This is a genomic window from Micromonospora sp. NPDC047187 (assembly GCF_040643355.1).
In the GTDB taxonomy this organism is placed as follows: domain Bacteria; phylum Actinomycetota; class Actinomycetes; order Mycobacteriales; family Micromonosporaceae; genus Micromonospora; species Micromonospora salmantinae.
Map to the genome: position 1 here is coordinate 354376 of NZ_JBEYUF010000001.1, position 15560 is coordinate 369935.

At 73.0% G+C, this 15560-nt stretch carries 6 protein-coding genes; all 6 read right to left on the reverse strand.

What is annotated here, in order from left to right:
* Positions 1–14: 14 nt before the first annotated feature.
* From ABZ794_RS01560 to ABZ794_RS01585, 6 genes are read right to left on the reverse strand one after another with little or no spacing between them, the layout of a single operon-like run.
* Positions 15–2036, reverse strand: coding sequence for a beta-ketoacyl synthase N-terminal-like domain-containing protein (locus ABZ794_RS01560; protein ID WP_357513724.1), 2022 nt, complete (start codon positions 2034–2036; stop codon positions 15–17).
* Positions 2033–5245, reverse strand: coding sequence for an amino acid adenylation domain-containing protein (locus ABZ794_RS01565; protein WP_357513725.1), 3213 nt, complete (start codon positions 5243–5245; stop codon positions 2033–2035). Before ABZ794_RS01565 ends, ABZ794_RS01560 begins: the two co-directional genes overlap by 4 nt.
* A complete protein-coding gene (locus ABZ794_RS01570) occupies positions 5242–9744 on the reverse strand; it encodes a condensation domain-containing protein (RefSeq protein ID WP_357513727.1) in 4503 nt (1500 codons plus the stop codon). The genes ABZ794_RS01565 and ABZ794_RS01570 overlap by 4 nt, the downstream gene beginning before the upstream one ends.
* The gene (locus ABZ794_RS01575; protein ID WP_357513729.1) at positions 9741–10787 is read right to left on the reverse strand and encodes a MupA/Atu3671 family FMN-dependent luciferase-like monooxygenase; all 1047 of its coding nucleotides are present in this window, start codon (positions 10785–10787) and stop codon (positions 9741–9743) included. Before ABZ794_RS01575 ends, ABZ794_RS01570 begins: the two co-directional genes overlap by 4 nt.
* Positions 10784–14185, reverse strand: a complete 3402-nt coding sequence (locus ABZ794_RS01580; RefSeq protein WP_357513731.1) for an amino acid adenylation domain-containing protein — start codon at positions 14183–14185, stop codon at positions 10784–10786. The genes ABZ794_RS01575 and ABZ794_RS01580 overlap by 4 nt, the downstream gene beginning before the upstream one ends.
* A complete protein-coding gene (locus tag ABZ794_RS01585) occupies positions 14182–15507 on the reverse strand; it encodes an MFS transporter (protein WP_210780667.1) in 1326 nt (441 codons plus the stop codon). The genes ABZ794_RS01580 and ABZ794_RS01585 overlap by 4 nt, the downstream gene beginning before the upstream one ends.
* Positions 15508–15560: the final 53 nt, after the last annotated feature.

Genomic DNA, 15560 nt, shown 5'->3' on the forward strand with positions numbered 1-15560 from the left:
CCTCCGGTAACCGCCTACGCGGACGCGCGGGACGCCGTCTCGGCCTCGCTGAGCAGGGCGTCGACCAGATCGTCCGACGCGGCCCGATCGTCCCGCGCCACCCGCGCGGCCAGGTCATGCAGGCTCTCGGCGTCGAAGAAGGAATCGAGGTCGACGTCCAGGCCGAATCGGTCGCCGATCCTGCCGGCCAGCGCGACAGCGCCCAGGGAGTCCCCGCCGGCCGCGAAGAACGACCGGTCCAGGTCGTCGCCGTCGGCCAGCCCCAGGACTTCGCAGATCATCGCCAGGACCACCTGTTCGCTCGGCCGGCCCGACTCGGGCGTCCGGTCCGTCGGCATGGTGGCGACGTCGCCCAGGCTCCGCCAGCCGAATCGCTCGCCGCGCAGCAGCGTGCCCGGCAGGTTGACCCGGCGGCCCACCGTCGCCGGCCAGTCGACGTCCGCGCCGGAGACCCAGGCGGCGTAGTGGCTGGCCCACCCGGGCAGAGCCGGTGCACGTCCGGCCGCCACCTGCTCCAACGCCGCAACGGCCTCCGCCGGCGTGGACGCGACCACCACCGCCCGGGCGGGCAGCGCGGCCCGGGCAGTCCGCAACGTGTACGCCACGTCGGCCACACACGGGGCACCGGGCCGGCGCAGCGCCTCGGCGAGCCGCTCGGCGGTGGCGGCGAGCTGGGCCGGACCGGTCGCGGACAACGGAAGCACCTCCGCGCGCGGTACCCGTGCGGTCGGGGCCGCCTCGACCGGATCCGCCTGACCCACCACGACGTGCACGTCGGTGCCGCCGATACCCAGACCCGACACCCCGCCGAGGCGGTGTCCGTCCGGCGGCGCCGGCCACTGTTCGGTCTCGGTCACCAGCCGCAGCGGCCCGGGGCCGTTCGGCTCGACGGCCGCCATCGGCCGGTCCACCCCGGCCGTCGGCACCAGCGTGCGGTGTTCCAGCATGAGAATGACCTTGATCAGGCCGGCCACCCCGGCGGCCGCGTCGAGATGCCCGACGTTGCCCTTGACCGAGCCGACGGCACATCGGTTGCCCGACCCGATCGCGTTACCGGCCGCCTCGGCTTCGATCTGGTCGCCCAGCGCTGTTCCGGTCCCGTGCAGCTCCAGGTACTGCGCCCGGGCCGGAACGGTGCCGGCGGCCGCCCACGCCTCGGTGATCGCCCGCGAGTGTCCGTCCACCCCCGGAGCGGAGAACGCGGCCCGCAGCGCGCCGTCATTGGTCATCGCACTGGCGTGGATGACCGCCCGGATCGGGTCACCGTCGGCCACCGCGTCCTCCCAGCGGCGCAGCACGACGAGACCGGCGCCGCACCCACTGACCGTGCCCGCCGCGGCCTCGGCGAACGGTCGGCATCGCCCGTCGGCCGCGAAGATGCCGCCCTCCTGGTAGCGGTAGCCGACCGCGGCCGGGGTGTCCACCGACACCCCACCGGCCAGCGCCACGTCGCACTCGCCGACGAGCAGGGCCCGCGCCGCCAGGTGCACCGCGGTCAGCGAGGTCGAGCACGCGGTCTGCACGGTCACGCTCGGTCCGGTCAGCCCGAACCGGTACGACAGCCAGGGAGCCAGGAACTCGCGATCGGTGAGGATCCGCAGTTGCAGATCGCCGAGCTGAGCGCGCAGCGCCGCGTCGGCCAGCGTGGCGATCATGTGCTCGGACTGACCGCCGCCGACGAACACGCCGGTGGCGGCCGGTGCCCGGGAGGGGTCGTACCCGGCGTCCTCGAACGCGGCCCAGGCCGATTCCAGCAGCAGACGATGCTGCGGGTCCGCGACGGTCGCTTCCGGCGTGGAGAACCCGAACAGCCCGGCCTCGAACCGGTCGGCGTCGTCGAGAAAGCCCTTGGCCGGGACGTAGTCGGGGCGCTGTCGCTCCTCGACCGGCACCCCGGAGGCCGCCAGCGTCTCGGCGTCGAAGCGGCGGATCGAGCATCGCCCCGTCCGCAGGCTCGTCCAGTACTCGCCGACGTCGCTGGCGCCGGGGAACCGAGCACTCATGCCGACAATGGCCACATCAGTCGTCACGTTCACGGAATTCTCCTGTCGCTCGTCCTGTCCTTCGCCGCGCCGCGGGCGGATCCCAGCACCAACGCCCGTCGTTCGCCACGACGCCGCGCATCCCCGAGATCGACCGACGCCGGGCCGATCTCCATCCGCCTGGCCAGCGCCGCCACGGTGGTGTGCCGGAACAGGTCCATCAGGGTGATCTGACTCTCCGGCCAGGACCGGAGCCGCTCCACGACGGCCAGGGCGCGGATCGAATTGCCGCCCAGATCGAAGAAGTTGTCGTTGACGCCGACCCGGTCCACCTCCAGCGCGGCGGCCCACACCTCGGCCAGTCGGCGTTGCATCGGGGTCACCGCGGCCACGTACGCATGTGTCAGCGCGGGCCGGACCGCCTCCACCGCGGGTAGCCGCGAGCGGTCCACCTTCCCGGTCTGACCCTGCGGGAGGTCGGGCAGCGGGACGAACACCTCCGGCACCATGTACTCCGGTAGACGGTCGGCGAGCCAGGTCCGCAGCGACTCCGGCCCCGGCGCGACTCCGGCGGCGACCACGTAGGCCGCGAGCCTGCGGTGCTGGCCGTCGCCCCGGACCGCGACGGCCGCCCGGGCCACCTGCGGGTGGCCGGACAGCACCGACTCGACCTCCTCCAACTCGATCCGGAAGCCGTGCAGTTTGACCTGGTGATCGGTCCGGCCGAGGTACGTCAGCATGCCGGCACTGTCGTACCGGGCGAGGTCGCCGGTGCGGTACATCCGGGATCCCGGCGGCCCGAACGGGTCGGGCACGAAACGCGCGGCGGTCTCCCGCGCCCGCACGGCGTACCCGTCGGCGAGCCCCCGTCCCGCGAGGTAGAGCTCACCGGGCACGCCGACCGGCACCGGGCGCAGTCGGCCGTCCAACAGGTAGGCCCGGTGGTTGGGCAGCGGACGGCCGATCACCACGGGCCGGTCGACCGTCAGGTCCGCGCTGGTGGTGAACACGGCGGCCTCGGTGGGGCCGTACGCGTTGATGATCCGGCGACCGGGCCGGGACCACCGGGCGACCAGTTCCGCCGGGCACTGCTCGCCGCAGAAGGCGAACGCTCTCAGCGCGGGGAGCGCCTCCTCGTCGTACGGAAGCGACATCCCCGCCGACGGTGGCAGGAAGCACCAGGTGATCCGGGCGTCCCGGAGCCGGGCGAGCAGTGGCCGGCCGAGCCGTTCACAGTCGGCGGCGACGTGCAGTTCGGCGCCGGCCACCCAGGTCATGAAGTAGTCGGCCACCGCGACGTCGAACGTGACGGAGACGAACTGCAGGACGCGGTCCTCGGCGTCGAGTCCGAGACGACGGGCGACGGCGGTCGCCAGATTGGTCAGCGCGGGGTGGCCGACCCGGACGCCCTTGGGCTGTCCCGTCGATCCGGACGTGTAGATCAGGTAGGCGAGGTCACTGTCCGGGCGGCGTCCGCGGTGCGCGGTCGCTCGCGACACCTCGCCGGCGGTGCGCGCCGCCGCGTCGAGCAACAGCACAGGAAGATCGCAGGCTGCTGCCTCGACGGCGGTGTCGGCCCGGGCGATGACCACCTCCGCGCCCGCGTCGGCCAGGATGAACCGTATGCGTTGCGCGGGTTGCCAGGGATCCACCGGCAGATAGGCGCAGCCAGCGCGCAACACCCCCAGGGCAGCCACCCCGAACTCCGCGCCGCGCGGCAGGAGGAGGGCGACGACCGAGCCGGGACCGGTGCCGGCCGCACGCAGCCGGTCGGCGATCCTGTCGGCCCGGCTGACCAGGTCCCGATAGCTCACCACGTGTCCGTCGGCGACCAGCGCGGTCCGCTCGGGGTGGGCGGTGGCCCGCTGAGCGATCAGTTCCGGTACCCGGGCGTTCGGCACCACCTCGTCGGTGTGGTTCCAGTCCCGCAGCATCATGCGGCGGGACTCGTCGTCGAGCAGTTCGGCGGTCTCCACCGGCTGGTCGGGCGCGGCGAGCAGTCCATCGATCAGGGTGGCGAAGGCACGTGCCCAGTGCCGCATGGTCGACGGCTCGAACAGGTCGGTCCGGTAGATCAGGCGTAGCGAGAGACCGTCGCGGGTGTTCTCCAGGTAGCCCAGCAGATCGGACTTGGCCGCCGTCACGCCGGCGTCGACCCGCCGGACCCGGGCGTCGGGCAGCGCCAACTCGCCGGCCGCGTCGTCGTACGAGAACATGGCCTGGACCACCGGGTCGTGGCTGAGCCGTCGCTCGGGCGCCAGAGCGGCCACGACCTCGGTCCACGGCGCCGCCTGTCGCGCCCTCGACCAGGCCAGCCGGTCGCGGACACGACGCACCATCGCGACGAACGACGGGTCACCGGACAGGTCGACGCGTACCGCCACGGTGTTGGTCAGCAGCCCGACCACGTCCTGCAGGTCCGGGTGGTCCCGACCCGCGACCGGCACGCCGACCAGCAGGTCGGTGGCACCGGACACCCGACCGAGGAACACCCCGAACGTGGCCAGCAGGACCGCGAAGTCGGTGCTGCCGGTCCGGGCCGCGACGGCCCGGACGCGCTCGGCCACGTCGTCGCCGAGGGGCACGGCGACGCTGTCGCCCGCGGCCGACTGGATCTGCGGCCGGGTCCGGTCGGCCGGCAGCGCCAGAACGTCCGGCACGCCGGCCAGCTCAGCCCGCCAGTCGGCGATGGCCTCGCCGTAGCCACCGGAGCTGAGCAGGTCGTGCTGCCACACCGCCACGTCCGGGTACTGCAACGGCGGCGGCTCCAGGCCACCACCGGCGTACGCGGTGGCCAGATCCTGCAGGAGGATGGCGACCGACCAACCGTCGCAGACCAGATGGTGTACCACCAGCAGCAGACGGTGGCTGCCGTCGGTGAGGCCGTAGATCCGGCAGCGCAGCAGGGGGCCGTCGGCCAGATCGAACGGTTCACGCGCCGCGTCCGCCATGACGGCCGGAACCTCAGCCGGCGACCAACCGTCGGTCACCCGCACGTCCACGGTCGGCTCGGCGGCGACCGCCTGGACGAAACGTCCGTTGCGGACCGGGAAGCTGGTCCGCAACGCCTCGTGTCGGCGAATCACGGCGGTCAGCGCCCGGCCGAACGCCGCCGGGTCGAAGGAACCGTCCACCGCGAACGCGATGGGCACGTGATACTGGGCGCTCCCCGGCTGCAACTGTTCGAGCACCAGCAGCCGCAGTTGTCCGGGCGAGACCGGAAATTCCGCCTCGCCGGGGCCGCCCCCGGGTGCGCCGGTCACGACCCCTCCTCGCCGCCGGCCGAGGCGATCCGGTCGAGGGCGGCGGACCACCGCCGCGCGAACTCGGTCACCTCGCTCTCGGACAGCGTGTCCGCGGGGTAGGCCAGCGTGGTCAGCAACCGCAAGCCCCGGTCGTCCATCGCCGCGACCACACCCACCTCGAGCGCGTGCTGGATCGGGATGGCGTCCACGTCGACCAGACCGAGCATCTCGGTGTCGTCCTCCCCGGTGGCCCGGAACCTGCCGTAGTAGTTGAGCGCGACGTCCGCCGCGGGCTCGGCGGCGAGCGCGGCGGCGGTATCCGCGTTGGCGTACCGCAGGAGCCCGAAGTCCAGGCCGTTGAGCGGAATGTCGTGCAGTTGGGCGGTCACCGCGCGCACCATCGGCGCGATCCCCCCGGGGGCCGTCCAGAATGCCTCGACGGCCGCCGGTCCCGGATCGATGAGGGCCGGGAAGACGGTGGTGAACCAGCCGAGGGTCCGTGAGACGTCGACGCCCGGGATCGGCGCCTCCCGGCCGTGTCCCTCCAGATCCACCAGCAGTCCGCTACCCGCGCCACGCCAACTGACGGCAGCGGCCACCAGCGCGGTCATCAGGATGTCGTACGGACCGCACCCGTAGCGCGCGAGCACCGGGCCGAGCAACGAGCCGGTCGGTCCGGCCGGAAGTTGCACGTTCACCATCCGCCGTGGCCCGCTGGCCGGACGGTCGGACAGCCGGGTGCCGGGGGCCCGCAGCACCGACCGCCAGCGTTCCGCCTCCGCGCCGATCGTGCCGCTGCGGCGCCGTAGCATCAGCGCCCACTCCCGGTACGACGTCTGACCCTGGGAGTTCGGTGGCGCCTGCCCGCGCAGCCGGTCGAGCAGGTCGTCCCGCAGCAGTTGTACCGAGGCGCCGTCCACGGCCAAGTGATGGGCCACGAGGACCAGGACGTCGGTGTCGCCGCCGGTGACGATCCGGGTCGCCGCGAGCATCCGACCGGCGGTCGGGTCGAGCCGGGTGCCGGTCGCGATCCGGTGCACGGCCTGGTCGATCAGTTCCGGCGGCTGGTCGGTGCCGTCCCATTCGTCCACCGTCGGCGGCGGGGTCTCCGCGACGGGGAGGATCCGAAGGTGCCAGTCCGGGCCGGCGGTCTCGACCAGGCGAAGCCGGGCGGCCGGGTGTGCCTCGACGAGGGCGTTCACCGCCGCCAGCAGGTCGTCATGGGCCACCCCGGCCTCGATGGACAGCCGCAGCGACACGGTGAAGGCGGAGATGTCACCGCCGATCTCGTGCCACCACTGGACGATCGGGGGCGGTGGTAGCGCGCCCTCGGGGGCATCGGTGGCTACCGGGAGGGAGTCGTCCAGTTCGGTCGCCACCTGGCTGAGCGCCACCGGGGTCTGCCAGGTGTAGAGCTGCCGGACGGTGATCCGGCGCCCCGCGGCGCGGGCCCTGCCGACCAGCAGGATCGCGCGGATGCTGTCGCCGCCGGAGGCGAAGAAGTTGTCCTCCGGTCCGACCTCGGCGCAGTCGAGAAGCTCGGCGAACAGCCGGCGGAACAGTTCCACGTCCGGGGTGTCGACGGCCGGTGGACGGGAAGACGCCAGGTCGGGGGCGGGCAGCGCGGCGCGGTCCACCTTGCCGCTCGGGGTGAGCGGGAGGGCGACCAGGACCGTTACGGCGCCGGGCACCAGATGTCGGGGTAGCGCCGCCTGGCAGGCGGCGATCAGCCGATCCGGTTCGACGGTGGCACCAGCCTGCGGCAGGACGTAGGCCACCAGGGCGGGCCGTTGCGGGGCGTCGTCACGGCACACCGCCAGGGCCCGGGTCACGCCGGGCTGGGCGGTCAGCACCTCCTCGATCCGCTCCGGTTCGATCCGGTGGCCGTCCAGCACGATCTGGTCGTCGACGCGACCGAGGTAGTCCAGTTGGCCGTCCGGACGGCGGCGTACCAGATCGCCGGTGCGGTACATGTGTGCCTCGGGGGTACCGGCGAACGGGTCGGGAACGAAGCGGTCGGTGGTCCCGCCTGGCCGGCGCAGGTATCCCGGCGACACACCGACGCCGCCGACGTACAGCTCACCCGGTACGCCGAGCGGGAGGGGACACAGGTCGGCGTCGAGCACGTACGTCCGCGTCCCCCGCGTCGGTCGTCCGATCGGCACCCGTCCGGTTCCCGGTGTGAGGGGATCGGTGACCGTCGCCACGATGGTCGTCTCGGTCGACCCGTACGCGTTGTGCAGCCGTCGTGGCACGTCGCCCGCGACCCAGGTACGCACCAGATCGGGCGGACAGACGTCGCCGCCGACACAGATCACCCGGAGTGTCGGGTGGCCGGCGGCCGGCACGGTGGCCAGTGACGTCGGCGTGGTCAGCAGGGCGCTGATCCGACGATCGTCGAGGAACGCGCCGATCTCGGTCCCGGTTGCCGTATCGGCGGGCCCGACCACCAGAGCGGCGCCGGCGGTGAAGGCCAGGCACATCCCGGCGACCAGGTGATCGCAGTTCGGCGCGCTGAGCTGGGCGACCCGGTCGTCGCCGGTGAGGGCCAGCCGCTCGGTGAGGTCCGCGGCGAACACGCCGAGCGCGTGCCGGGTGATCGGCACCGCCGCCGGTCGGTCGCCGGAGGCGGTGTGCCGGACGTACGCCACCCTCGGCAGCGCGGCTTCGCCGGCCAGCGCCGTGAGGCGCGGGGTCGCGACCGCCCCCGGACCATCCTCCAGGGTCACCAGGACGGCCGGCGTCGTGGCGGCGAGCAGCACGTCCCGCCGTCCCGGGGGGAGAGCGGGATCGACCGGCAGGTAGGCGGCGCCGATCCGGTCCGTGGCCAGCGCCATGACGGCGAGTTCAGCCGATCGGGGCAGGGCGAGCGCGACCACGTCGTGCGGCCGGACGCCGGCCGCGCGCAGCCGGGCCGTGGCGCTGTCGACCTCGGCGTGCAGCCGCGCGTAGGTCCACGCCTCGTCGGCGGCCTCGAGCGCCACCGCGTCCGGTCGCTGGGTCGCCCATCGGGCCACCGAATCGGAGAGCGACGGAGCCGGTTCCGGTTCGGCCAGCTCCACGTCGAGCGGTTCGGACACCAACGCCCCTCGGCTGACCGGAGCCTCCGGACTCGACACCAGACCGGCGAGCAGGACCGCGAAGCTCTCCGCCCACGACGCGGCGGTGGCCGGGTCGCAGGCGTCGGTCCGGATCTCGAATGTGCCCTCCAGGTCGCCCTGCTCGGATTCCCGCACGATGCAGACAAGGTCGTATTCGCCACCGGTGTGGATCCGTCGTGGCTCGCTGATGGTGTGCAGGTCGACGTCGCCCTGCCGGCGCGGCAGGTACATGAACACCCACTGGAACAGCGGCGAGACGCCCGGCGTCCGAGGTGGGTCCACCGCCGCGACGATTCGTCCGACGGGGACGTCAGCGTTGACCATCAGGCTCGGGAACTCGGCCGCGAAGTCCTTCACCAACCGGGTGAACGTGTCGGTCGGCTCGAACCGCCAGCGGGTCGGTACGACGTTCATTACGTAACCGACGACATCGCGCAGTCCACGGGCGGTCCGGTTGGCGAGCGGAGTGCCGATGAGCAGGTCCGGTTCGCCGGTGAGCCGATGCGCGAGGACGGCGAACGCGGTGGCGAGCACGCTGTAGACGCTGACGCCCTGCGACGCGGCGCAGGCGCGTACGGCCGGTGCGATGTCGGCTGGCAGTCGAATCGGCACCTGGGCGATGCTGTCCGGCCCGCCGCGTTGCGCGGCGCCAGTGCCACGGACGGCCAGCGGGCCCCGTACACCGTCGAGGTGGCGCTGCCAGAACGTGAGCTGGGCACCGAAGACACCGGACGCCTCCAGCTCCCGTTGCCACCCGGCGAAACTCGCGTAGCGGACCAGGGGTGGGTCGGCATCCGGTGGGACGCCGTTCCGCAGCGACTGGTAGGCCCGCACCAGGTCGCGGTGCAGCACGTCGAACGACCACCAGTCGGTGACGATGTGGTGCAGCGTCAGGCAGAGGACCGACCGCTGCTCGTCCAGTGGCAGGTGGCAGCCGCGGATCAGTTGGTCGCTGTCGAGCCGGAACGGCCGCCGGCTGAACTCCTCGGTGACGCGCCGGGCCGCCTCGTCGTCGGCCACGTCGACGCGCTCCAGCCGGAACGGCCCCCGCTCGGGAAAGTCGACCCGCAGATCGCCGGCTTCTCCGGTGATTCGCAGCCGTAACACCTCGTGGCGCTCCTGCAGCCAGGTCAGCGCCCGTTCCAGCAGCGAGACCTGCACCGGCTCGTGGAAGTGGTAGGCAACCGACAGGTTGAGCGACGCCCCCGGGTAGAGGGTCTCGTACACCCAGAGATCCTCCTGAGCCGGGCTGAGGCGCTCCGGTGTGTCCTCGTCGAGGGGCGGAATCACCGCCGGAATCTCCGCTGTACGTCCGGCCGCGACCAGTTGGCGGAGGACGCCGATCCGTTGCTCTCTGCTGAGCCGGAGGAAGCGTTCGCCGCGGGACAGCGGGGAACGATTCGGCGCGGAATTCATGTCTGGTCCACCTCCACGGTGGCCGGTGCGATGCGCCGCAGACCGGCCAGGATCTCATCGATCGGGATTCCGAAGTCGACGAAGCAGGCCACCTCGTCGCAGCCGATGTCGGCCAGGTCGGCGAGCGACCGCGCGCAGGTCTCGGGGGAGCCGATCAGGCTGCCCCAGTCGACGTATCGGCGTAGGGCCAGCTCGACCAGGCGGTCCAGCTGCGCCTCGGGCAGGGAGTCGACGGCCGGTGTCGCCGGGTCACCGTTCGTGGCCAGCTGCCCGAGGTAGGACCGCAGGTAGCGGCGCAGCGGCGGTCCGGCGATCCGCAGCGCCGTGTCGTCGTCGGCGCCGGCGTACGTGTGGGCCATGAGCGTCACCGTGCCCGGCCCGGTCCCGGTGTCCCGATATGCCTGCCGGTACCGGCGGATCTTGCCGGCCAGCTCCGCCCGGGTCTGGCCCATCGTGGCCGCGAGGACGTTCACACCCAGCTTGCCGGCCTGTTCCCAGGTGGCCGGGTTGCCGGAGGTGGTCAACCAGAGCGGCAGTGTCGACGAGATCGGTCGCGGCCCAGGGGCCACGGTGGCCTTGGCTCCGGCACCGTCCGGGAGGGTCATCGTGTCTCCGCCCCACAGGCCGCGCAACAGCGGCACGGCGGCGGCGACCCGGTCCCGGCGATCGTCGTACCGGTCCGGGGCGAGGACGAAGTCCTTCGAGTGCCAGCCGGTCGCCAGGGAGATGCCGGCTCGGCCGCCGGAGAGGTTGTCGACGATCGCCCAGTCCTCGACGATCCGTAGGGGGTGATGCAGCGGAAGGACGACGCTGCCGGCCCGTAGCTGGATGCGCCGGGTGGTGACGGCGAGTGCCGCGGCCAGCACCGCCGGGCTGCTGAACGCCTGGCCGATCTGTTGGAAGTGCCGTTCCGGGAGCCAGACGGCGTGGTAACCGTCGGCGTCGGCGGCGGAGGCCACGCGCAGCACGCGGTCGTACGCCTCCCGATGGCCGTTGTCGGTGCTGGCGTCGTCGGCACCGAAGAAGAGCACGCTCAGGTTCATTTGTCGACTTCCTTGGTCGGGGCGTGGATGTCTCGGTGGCGGGGCGCTCGGGGGATCGGGGGCAGTGGTCGGTCCGTGCTGCGCGACAGCGCGCTGGCCAGCGCGGACACCGTGGGGTGACTGAAGATCATTGCCGTGGAGACGGGGAGTCCCTGCCGGCTGAGCCGTGCGGCCGCCCGTACCGCCGTCAGGGACGAGCCGCCCAGCCGGAAGAAGTCGTCATGCGGCGTGACGGCCGGCGTGTCCAGGAGTTCGGACCAGACGTTGCTGATCAGCCGGACGAGCCGGGAAGCCGGGGCGGTGGACACGGTGGGAGACGGTTCGGAGGGCGGCGCCTCGGTGGGTTCCGCCGCGTCCGCGAGCAGCGTGCTGATCCGCGCGGTGGCCGGTCCGGTGGTGATCGCCGTGAGTGCGGTCCGCAGGCCGTCAGCCATGATCGAGGCGTCGAGGGCCGGGCCCGTACCGTCGCGTTGTTCGACGGCGACGGTGAGGCCGCCGGCCTCCTCGGTCACCTCGACGAGGAGGCCGTACCGGGGGGCACGGGGACGCACGACGCGCACCGCCGCCTCGACGCCGGGGAGCGACAACGTGGTGCCGGAGTTGTGCTGCAGGACGAGGGCGATGTCGGTGAAGGGCATCCGCCCGGGGACGCGGGGCGGGTTCAACCGTTGCACCACCAGGTCGAACGGGATGTCCTGGTGAGCGAAGGCGGCGACGTCCGCGGCCCGGACGCGACGAAGCAGCTCGGCGATGTCCGGATCGCCGGCGAGATCGCACCGCAGCACGACCTGGTTGACGAAGAAACCGACGAGGTCGTCCGCGGCCGGGTCGTGCCGGCCGGCCACCGGGGCGGCGACCACGACGTCGGTGCTGGTCTGCGCCCGCCGGAGCGCGACGGCCAGCGCGGCGTGCAACACCATGAACGGTGTCACGCCGTGGCGGGCGGCGGTGGCGGCCACCGCCGCCGAGGCGGTCCGGTCCAGGTGCCGCAGCTCGGTCCTCATCCCGGTGCCAACGGGCCACGCGGAGCGGGGTCGGAGGCCGTCGAGCGTACGTCGCCAGAAGGCGAGCTGACGGGCGGACGTACTGCCAGGGTCGTCCGGAGCGCCGAGCCGGTCGGCTTCGGCCCGGTGGTACTCGGCGTGGCTCGGCAGCGCGGGCCACTGCGGCGGCCCACCGGCCAGCCGAGCGGCGTACGCGTCGCCGAGGTCGCGCAGCAGCGGGCGCAGGGACCAACCGTCGACCGCGATGTGGTGCATCGTGAGCAGCAGGGTGTGCTCGTCGGGGGCCGGCCCGGGTGACAGCGTGACCCGTAGCGGAACCTCGCGGGCGAGGTCGAACGCCCGGGTGGCGGCGCGTCTGACGGCGTCCGGGCCGGCGGTGTGCAACGGCACGTCGACCTCCGCGGCTGGCCGCACCACCGCTCGGGGGGAGCCGTCCTCGGCCGGGAACACCGTGCGCAGTGGCTCGTGCCGTGCCACGACGTCCCGGATCGCCGCCGTCAGCACGGTCGCGTCGAGCGGCCCCCGCAGCGCGATGCGGATAGGCACGAGGTACGCCGGTCCCGCGCCGGCCTGGTCGAGCAGCCACAGCCGCCGCTGCGCCGGGGACAGCACGGTGGCGTCTGCCGGCGCGGGGGTCGGGGTCGGGCTCGCCGGCTCGCGGAGTTGGTAGCCGTCCAGCCGCCGGGCCAGCGCCGCGACGGTCGGGTTGTCGAACAGTTCCGCGATGTCGAGCGCGGCACCGGTGGTGGCGTTGATCCGGCTGAGCACGCGGACGGCGCGGAGCGAGTCACCGCCGAGCGCGAAGAAGTCGTCCGTGCGGGACACCGACGCGGTCCCGAGGACGTCCCCGAAGACCCGGCCGACCAAGGACTCGGCTGGTCCCCGGGACGCCTCCGCCGCCGATCCACCGGCGGGCGCGGGGACGAGTCGGCGCAGCGCGGCCCGGTCCAGCTTGCCACTGGCGGTACGTGGCAGGTCGTCGACCACGACCAGCGTGTCGGGGACCAGATGCTCGGGCAGGTGTCGGGCGGCGTACGGCCGGAGCTGCCGCTCGACGGCCGCCGGGTCGGCGGCGTCCGGTACCACGTAGGCGACCAGTCGGGTGGATTCGGCGTCGGCGGCCACGGCGACGCGGTCGACGGCCGGGCTGCGGGACAGGACGCTCTCCACCTCCTCCGGCTCCACCCGGAATCCGCGGATCTTGAGTTGGTTGTCGAGCCGACCGGCGAAGTGCAGCAATCCGTCCGGGTCACGCCAGGCCCGGTCGCCGGTGCGGTAGAGACGCGTACCGGTCCCACCGGGGTCCGGCATGAATCGGTCGGCGGTCTCGCGGGGCCGGCCGAGGTAGCTCAGGGCGACGCCGGCGCCGCCGGCGTACAGATCGCCGATCTGGCCATCCGGCACCGGCCGGAGCCGCTCGTCGAGAAGCCGCACCGGCTTGCCCGGCAGCGGGGTGCCGATGGGCACGTCCGGCGCCTCGGCGTCAGCCGGCCGGACTCGGTGCAGGGTCTGGAAGATCATCGTTTCGACCGGGCCGTACCCGTTGTAGAGCCGCAGGTGCGGATGCCGGGCCATGATCCGTCCGAGGTGCGCCGGTGAGGCCGCCTCGCCGCCCGTGATGACGGTGTGCACACCCGCGAAGACGTCCGGCATCTCGTCGACGACCACGTTGAACAAGCTCGCCGACAGGTAGGCGGCGGTCACGCCGGAGCGGGTGAAGAGCGTGGCCAGCCGCGCCGGGTCGATGCGTCGCCCCGGGTACAGCACACAGGAGCCGCCGGTCAGCAGTGGGCTCCACACCTCGAGCGCGTGGGCGTCCCAGGAGATCGGCGCGCACTGCAACCACCGCTCGCCCGGCCGGCAACCGCGAGCCAGCAGCGCGGCGATGGTCGCGGTCACCGATCGGTGGGTGGCGACCACGCCCTTGGGGCGGCCGGTGGATCCCGAGGTGAACATCACCCAGGCCGGATCGTCGGGCGCCGCGGTGAACCGCGGCGGCTGGCGCGATGCCGCCGGTGGTCGCGGCGAGATCAGACGCCGATGGGGTACGACCGGATCGCGACCGTCAGACACCAGGACGTCGATGTCGGCGTCGATCCCCATGGTCCGGCGGCGGTGCGGCGGCAGGGCGGGGTCGAGCATGAGGCAGGCTGCGCCGGCTTTGAGCACGCCCAGTTCGGCCACCACGAGGTCGACCCCGCGTGCCAACTCGATGCCGATCGTGCGCCCGGTCAGCGCGGTCTCCGGCGCGATGGCGGCGGCGAGTCGGTCGGAGAGTTCGTCCAACTCCCGGTACGTCATGGTCCGGTCCTCGGCGATCAGCGCGACGGCGTCCGGCGAGCCGGCGGCGACCCGGCGGAAGGCATCCGGAACGGTGGAGTCGGCCGGGATCACGACGCCATCCGCTCTGGCCGGGCGACGAGGTCACCATGGCCGGTACGGCCGTCGGGCAGGTCCGGTACGAGGATGTCGATGTCACGGAGCGGGGGCCAGGCCTGCGCGCACAGCGCGACCGCGACGCCGCCCACCCCGGCGATCAGCAGCATCACCGCCATGCCGCTGCCCGGTCCCGAACCGACGAGCGGGGCCAGCGCGGTCACGAGGGCCGGCGCACCCCCGTCCAGTGGTTCGAAGACCTCATCGGCCAGCGGCCCCGCCACACCCATCGCCAGGGGGACCGACGCGTCGCCGATGAGCTGCATCGCTCCGAACATCCGGCCCTGCGTGCCGGGTGGCACCTTGGTCTGCACTATCGACTGGATGTCGGTGTTCACCACGGCCAGTGCGGCCGACCCCGCCAGCACGCCGGCGCACCAGAGCGGCACCCGACGCACGCAGCCGACCAGGACGAGTGAGCCGAGACAGGCGGCGACGATCCCCAGGTTCACGGTGCTGATTCGAGACCGCTTCCAGGTTCGTGCCCCGGCGAGCAGTCCGCCGGCGATACCCCCGATGCCGGAGCAGGCCATGACCGTCGCCAGCGCGGCTGAGTCACCGGTCTGCCGCAGGATCATCGGCTGCGTCACGATGAGACCGAAGACCATGCAGAGGTTCACCATGAACACCATCGCCGCCAACCCGCCGAAACTGGGCGTGTCGCGCATCAGCCGGAGTCCGTCCAGCGACTCACGCAGTACGCCTCGCGGCTCGGTGGCCGGCTCCGCCGGACCGCGCCGGGCCGGGAGCGGCACGCACCAGACCGTCACCAGGGCGACGACGAGCGCGACCACGTTGGTCCATACCGTGCTCCGCAGCCCACCGACGGCGAGTAGACCTGCGGCCAGTGCGGGGCCGAAGACCTCGGCCGCGCTGCGCGCGGTCGCCAACAGGGCGTTCGCCCGACGGAGGTGTTCCCGGCCCACCATCAGTGGCACGGCCGAGGACAGCGCCGGGTACTGGAACGCGGCTGCGACGCCCAGCAGCGTGACCACCAGGTAGAGGCCGGGCAGCGGGATCGCGGTAGCGGACGTCGCGACGGCGAATCCCACGACGATCACCAGACCGCCCAGGCCGGACAGTTGCAGCGCCACCCGCAGCCGGCATCGATCGATCAGCGCGCCGGCCAACGGACCGAGCAGGATCTGCGGCAGCACGGCACAGAGCGCGAGGAGGGCCACCGCGGTCGCGCCACCGCCGTGCTGCCACGCGTGGACGACGAAGGCGAAGCGGAGGACCGAGTTGCCGACCACCGCGACGATCTGACCAGACCACAGCACCAAGAAGGGTGTGAAGGAGCGCCGTGCCGGGTGAACGTCCGTAGCTGCCACGT